General features: G+C 33.6%; 3 protein-coding genes and 1 pseudogene. 3 read left to right on the top strand and 1 reads right to left on the bottom strand.

Translation table 11 applies throughout. The features are described from left to right. Positions 1-3,072 (bottom strand): hypothetical protein (locus tag ABY298_RS14215; protein ID WP_372746721.1); only part of this gene is annotated, 3,072 nt, incomplete at its 3' end. Positions 3,073-3,240: 168 nt separating this feature from the next. Between ABY298_RS14215 and ABY298_RS14210 the strand changes: the two genes are divergently transcribed. The 3 genes and pseudogenes from ABY298_RS14210 to ABY298_RS14200 all read left to right on the top strand — a co-directional run. Beyond that, a complete protein-coding gene (locus ABY298_RS14210) occupies positions 3,241-3,921 on the top strand; it encodes a succinate dehydrogenase cytochrome b subunit (protein WP_372746720.1) in 681 nt (226 codons plus the stop codon). 11 nt (positions 3,922-3,932) lie between these two features. Beyond that, entirely contained in the window at positions 3,933-5,936 is a 2,004-nt protein-coding gene (locus tag ABY298_RS14205) for a fumarate reductase/succinate dehydrogenase flavoprotein subunit (protein WP_372746719.1), read from the top strand. Between the two features lie 9 nt (positions 5,937-5,945). Beyond that, positions 5,946-6,026 (top strand): annotated as a pseudogene (locus tag ABY298_RS14200) (succinate dehydrogenase/fumarate reductase iron-sulfur subunit); the annotation flags it as partial.

The following is a 6,026-nucleotide window of genomic DNA, read 5'->3' as shown; positions in this document are numbered from 1 at the left end:
GGGTAATTGTTGTAAAGCATTTACATACCCACGTGCAGTATATAAATAAGAAATTGTACTCGGAAATTCTGTATCTGTTATGCCTTGTCTTTCATCTTCTTTTCCTAATAAATCATCAAGTAAACTGTCAATTTTGGTAATAATTTCTTTATGATTTTCTAATAAACTCTCAAATTTATCAGTTTTTAGTTCTTTAATTCTTTTTTGATAATCTTCCACAATTTCTTTTGATGTAACTAAACGCTGACTTGCAGCTGCTGCAATTTCAATTTTATTTTCTAATTCTTTTAATAAATTATATTTGCTTTTTAAAACTTCAAAAGAAATGTCAATTCTTGGATCGTAAATAACTTCTATTTTTTCTGAAACAGTTTGGTTTCCAAAATGCATTTTTAACGTATAAATTCCTGGTAAAACTGTAATTCCGCCTGGTTCTTGAGCATTTTCCTTTTCTTTCTTTCGAGAAGGTCCTCTAACGCCTTTTTCTTCAAAATGCCAATACATTCTATGTAGTCCATTTTCCTCAGGGGCTTTATTTTTAATGGTTCTTATCAACTCGTTTTTATCATTATAAACTTCAAAGAAAATAGTATCAAACTTAACGGCTGGTTTTTCACTTTTAATAGTTTCGGAAGATTTTTTATTCTTTTTGTCTGAAACTTCTTCAGTTTTATCATTTTTAGGTTTGTTTATGCTGTATGTTATCATAGCGCCTCCATTTTTATTATCTCCATTAAAAATGGCATTGGCGCCAAAACGTGTTCCTGAAGGTTGTTGGGTTTCAGTAATAAATGCAGTTGGAGGTGTAAATAAGTGTATTTTTTTATCCAACAATTGTTTTCCTTCTTTAGCAATGGCTCTAAAAGGTCTAATATCATCTAACACAAAAATAGCTCTACCAAAAGTACCAATTACCAAATCATGTTCACGTGGTTGAATTGCCAAATCCATTGTAGAAACATTTGGAAAATTAGTGTTCCATTTTGTCCAGGTTTTACCTTCATCAATACTAATATACAATCCGTATTCTGTTCCTAAAAACAGTAGTTTTGGCTCCTCAATATCTTGAACAATTGCTAAGGTATAGCCAAAAGTTTCATCTTTACCTTCTAATAGATTTTCCCAGGTTTTTCCAAAATCACGGGTTCTAAATAAATAAGGAGTAAAATCGAATTGACGATAATTATTTACAATAACACATGCTTCTGCTTTGTTGTATTTTGATGCTCTAATTTGTGCAATCCAAGCTTCTTTAGGGAAGTTTTTAATGTTTTTTGATACATTTTCCCAGGTTTTTCCACCGTTTAAAGTCAGTTGAACATTTCCATCATCCGTTCCTGCCCACAATATATTTTCATCAAAAGTACTTGGTTCAATCGCTAAAATGGTACAATGGTTTTCCGCTCCTGTTGCGTCCATTGTTATTCCACCGCTTTCGTGTTGTTTTTGTTTTTCAGGATTATTGGTTGTTAAATCTGGTGAAATAATTTCCCAAGTAAATCCTTTATCGGTTGATTTATGCACAAACTGACTTCCAAAAAAAATGGTTTCATTATCAATTGGATTCATGGCAATGGCAGAATTCCAGTTAAAACGAAGTTTTATATCTGGATTTGGATGTGTTGGGCGAATCATTGTAGAATTTCCTGTAACTTTATCGTATCTGGTAACAAAACCTTGTTGCGACATAGAATATCCAAATCGAGAATCTTTTGGATCTGGAATGGCATCAAAACCATCTCCAAACTGAATTTCTTGCCAATAGGAATTTCGTATTCCTTGATCTTTTAAAACATAGGCAGGTCCTGCCCAAGAACCATTATCTTGTAAACCACCATACACATTGTAAGGAAAATCATTATCTACATTTATATGATAAAATTGTCCAACCGGTAAATTCTCCACAAAACGCCAAGTTTTTCCTCTATCATGAGTTATATTTAAACCACCATCATTGCCATCAATCATAAAATTTGAATTGGTTGGATGAATCCACCAAGCATGATGATCTGGATGAACACCAGAAGAACTTCCATAAGCAGGCATTAACTGGTTAAAAGTTTTTCCGCCATCTTCACTTACATTTACATAGGTAAAAACGGTATAAATTCTGTTTTCATTTAAAGGATCTACCGCAAGGTCCGAATAATAAAAAGGTCTGTTTCCAATACCATCAGAGCCTCTTCCGCTAGATTTGTCATTAATCAACTTCCAATTAATTCCTCCATCTTCAGATTTGTACAAACCATTTTTTTTAGCTTCAATTAAAGCATACACAATTTTAGAGTTACTTGGGGCAATTGCAAGTCCTATTCTTCCTAAATTTCCTTCAGGTAAACCATCTTTATCTGTTAATTTTTTCCAGTTTTCACCACCATTATAGGTAATATATAAGCCAGAATCTTCTCCGCCAGAATTAAATGTCCACGGTTTACGCTCATGTTGCCACATAGCGGCAATTAGTTTATTTGGGTTGTTTGGATCTACAACTAAATCGGCGCAACCAGTTTTGGTATTTACAAAAAGCGATTTTTCCCAAGTTTTACCTCCATCTGTTGTTTTATACACACCGCGCTCGGTATGTGCTCCCCAAGGTGAACCTATGGCTGCTACATAAACAGTATTAGGATTGTTTTTATCAATAATTATTCTATGAATATTTCTGGTTTTTTCTAAACCAACTAGTTGCCAAGTTTTTCCGGCATCTAAACTTTTATACAAACCGTATCCACCAGTTAAACTATTTCTTGGATTTCCCTCTCCAGTTCCAACCCAAATTACATCAGGATTGCTTTGTTGAATTGCAACAGCACCAATTGATAGTGCTAATTGTTGGTCAAAAATTGGCTCCCAAGCAATTCCTCCACTTTCAGATTTCCATAAACCGCCAGAAGCCGAACCAACGTACATTATTTCCGGGTTTTTAGTGACCACATCAATAGCTGTTATTCTTCCACTCATTCCGGCAGGACCTATAGAGCGTGTTTTTATATTTTTAAATTTTTCTATATCAAAATGCTGTGCATTCATACAAATTGAAATATATAATAAAATTACAGGTAACTTTTTCATAAAAAAATGTGTGAGTCTGGTTTAAGCGACTAATTTAATTTTAATTAAGTAAAATATAAATATTTTGCTATTTTTATAATCATTCTAAATAGGCCTTAAAAGTGAATTATTTTTTTATGAAAAAAAAGGAATTGGTATCTTTGGGGCTTTTAAAAAATTATATAAAAAATGAGCGGATTTTTATCTTCATCAATCGCAAGAAAAGTAGCAATGGCGTTGTCAGCACTTTTCTTAATTTTTTTCTTGATTATTCATTTAGCAGTAAATTTAACATCGTTATTTAGTGTAGAGGCTTTTAATGAGGCTTCTCATTTTATGGGAACAAATCCATTAATTCAGTTTGCATTGCAGCCAGTATTAATTTTTGGGGTTGTTTTTCACTTTGTAATGGGGTTTGTTTTGGAGCTAAAGAATAGAGCATCAAGAAACGTAAAATATGCAAAATACAATGGTGCTGCGAGTGCTTCTTGGATGTCAAGAAATATGGCAATTAGCGGCGGTGTTATTTTAGCATTTATTGTGGTGCATTTTGTAGATTTCTGGATTCCAGAGTTAAATACTAAATATATCTTAGGAGATATGTCTGGTATGCATAACGGGGAGTTTAGATATTATGCAGAATTAAATCATAAATTTGGTAGTCCAGTAAAAGTTGGAATTTATGTAGTTGCTTTTATATTGTTAGCATTGCATTTAATGCACGGTTTTCAATCGGCATTTCAATCAATGGGATTCAATAACAAGTACACAAGTTGCGTAAAATCACTTGGAAAATGGTATTCAATACTAATTCCTTTAGGATTTATCGTAATAGCATTATTTCATCATTTTAATCAATTAAACCATTAATCTAAGAGCATATGACTACTTTAAATTCAAGAGTACCAGAAGGTCCAATAAAAGATAAATGGACACAATACAAAGATCACATTAACTTAGTAAATCCGGCTAACAAACGTAATATTGATATTATTGTTGTAGGAACCGGATTAGCAGGTGGTTCTGCTGCAGCAACATTAGCTGAATTAGGATATAATGTAAAAGCATTTGCTTACCAAGATTCTCCACGTAGAGCGCATTCAATTGCAGCACAAGGAGGTATTAACGCAGCAAAAAATTATATGGGCGATGGAGATTCTAACTATCGTTTATTTTATGATACTGTAAAAGGAGGAGATTATCGTTCACGTGAAGCAAACGTACACCGTTTAGCTGAAGTTTCTGGAGCAATTATTGACCAATGTGTGGCACAAGGTGTTCCTTTTGCACGTGATTATGGAGGATTGTTAGACAACCGTTCTTTTGGGGGTGTATTAGTTTCAAGAACTTTTTACGCAAAAGGACAAACAGGACAACAATTATTATTAGGTTGTTATTCTGCAATGAACCGTCAAATTGCACGTGGAAAAATTGATATGTACAATCGTCATGAAATGTTAGACGTTGTAAAAATTGATGGAAAAGCAAGAGGAATTATTGCTCGTGATTTGGTAACAGGAAAAATTGAGCGTCACTCAGCACACGCTGTTGTAATTGCAACAGGTGGTTACGGTAACGTTTATTTCTTATCAACAAATGCAATGGGTTCTAATGCTACTGCAGCATGGAAAATTCATAAAAAAGGAGCATATTTTGCAAATCCTTGTTTTACACAAATTCATCCAACGTGTATTCCACGTTCAGGAGATTACCAATCTAAATTAACGTTAATGTCAGAATCATTACGTAATGATGGTAGAATTTGGGTTCCAAAGAAAATTGAAGATGCAAAAGCAATTCAACAAGGAAAATTAAAACCTACTGCAATTGCAGAAGAAGATAGAGATTATTATTTAGAAAGAAGATATCCTGCATTTGGTAACTTAGTTCCACGTGACGTTGCATCTAGAGCTGCAAAAGAGCGTTGCGATGCTGGTTACGGTGTAAATGCAACAGGCGAAGCTGTATATTTAGATTTTGCTGCTGCAATACAACGTTATGGAAGTGTTCAGGCTAAAATAAAAGGATTATCTAATGCTTCTAAGGAAGAAATTATAAAATTAGGTGAAGCTGTTATTGAAGAAAAATACGGTAACTTATTCCAAATGTATGAGAAAATTGTAGATGAGAATCCATACAAAACACCTATGATGATTTATCCAGCAACACACTATACAATGGGTGGTGTTTGGGTTGATTATAACTTAATGACAACCGTTCCTGGTTTATACTGTATTGGTGAAGCTAACTTTTCTGATCACGGTGCAAATAGACTTGGAGCTTCTGCTTTAATGCAAGGGTTAGCTGATGGTTATTTTGTATTACCTTATACTATTGGCGATTATTTAGCTGATGATATTAGAACAGGAAAAATTCCAACGGATGCTCCTGAATTTGATGCTGCTGAAAAAGAAGTTCAAAAACAATTAGATTTCTTTGTGACCAATAAAGGAACACATTCTGTGGACTATTTCCACAAAAAACTTGGTAAAGTAATGTGGGATAAAGTAGGAATGGCTCGTAATGAAAAAGGATTGAAAGAAGCTATCAAGGAAATTCAAGAAATTCGTGAAGATTTCTGGAAAAATGTAAAAGTTCCAGGAGGTTTAAATGAGTTGAATCCTGAATTAGAAAAAGCTGGTAGAGTAGCTGATTTCTTAGAGTTAGGTGAATTATTTGCTAAAGATGCTTTAAACCGTGAAGAATCTTGTGGAGGTCACTTCCGTGAAGAACACGTTACTGAAGATGGTGAAGCAAAACGTGATGACGCTAACTTTGCATATGTTGCCGCTTGGGAATACACTGGTAAACCTAGTGAAGCAATTTTACATAAAGAACAATTAGAATTTAAAGATATCGAATTAAAAACTCGTTCATATAAATAAGAAGACATTATGAATTTAACGTTAAAAATTTGGAGACAAAAAGGACCTCAAGATAAAGGTCAAATGGTCGAATATAAAGTTACCGATATT

Origin of the sequence: Lutibacter sp. (assembly GCF_041596795.1) — a bacterium.
Taxonomy (GTDB): Bacteria; Bacteroidota; Bacteroidia; order Flavobacteriales; family Flavobacteriaceae; genus Lutibacter.
The sequence above is the reverse complement of the archived record's forward strand: the minus strand, read 5'-3'. Positions and strand labels throughout refer to the sequence as shown.

Bases quoted from the DNA above. Each gene is read 5' to 3' on its own strand.
- ABY298_RS14210 (WP_372746720.1), top strand. From the start codon at position 3,241: ATGAGCGGATTTTTATCTTCATCAATCGCAAGAAAAGTAGCAATGGCG.
- ABY298_RS14205 (WP_372746719.1), top strand. From the start codon at position 3,933: ATGACTACTTTAAATTCAAGAGTACCAGAAGGTCCAATAAAAGATAAA.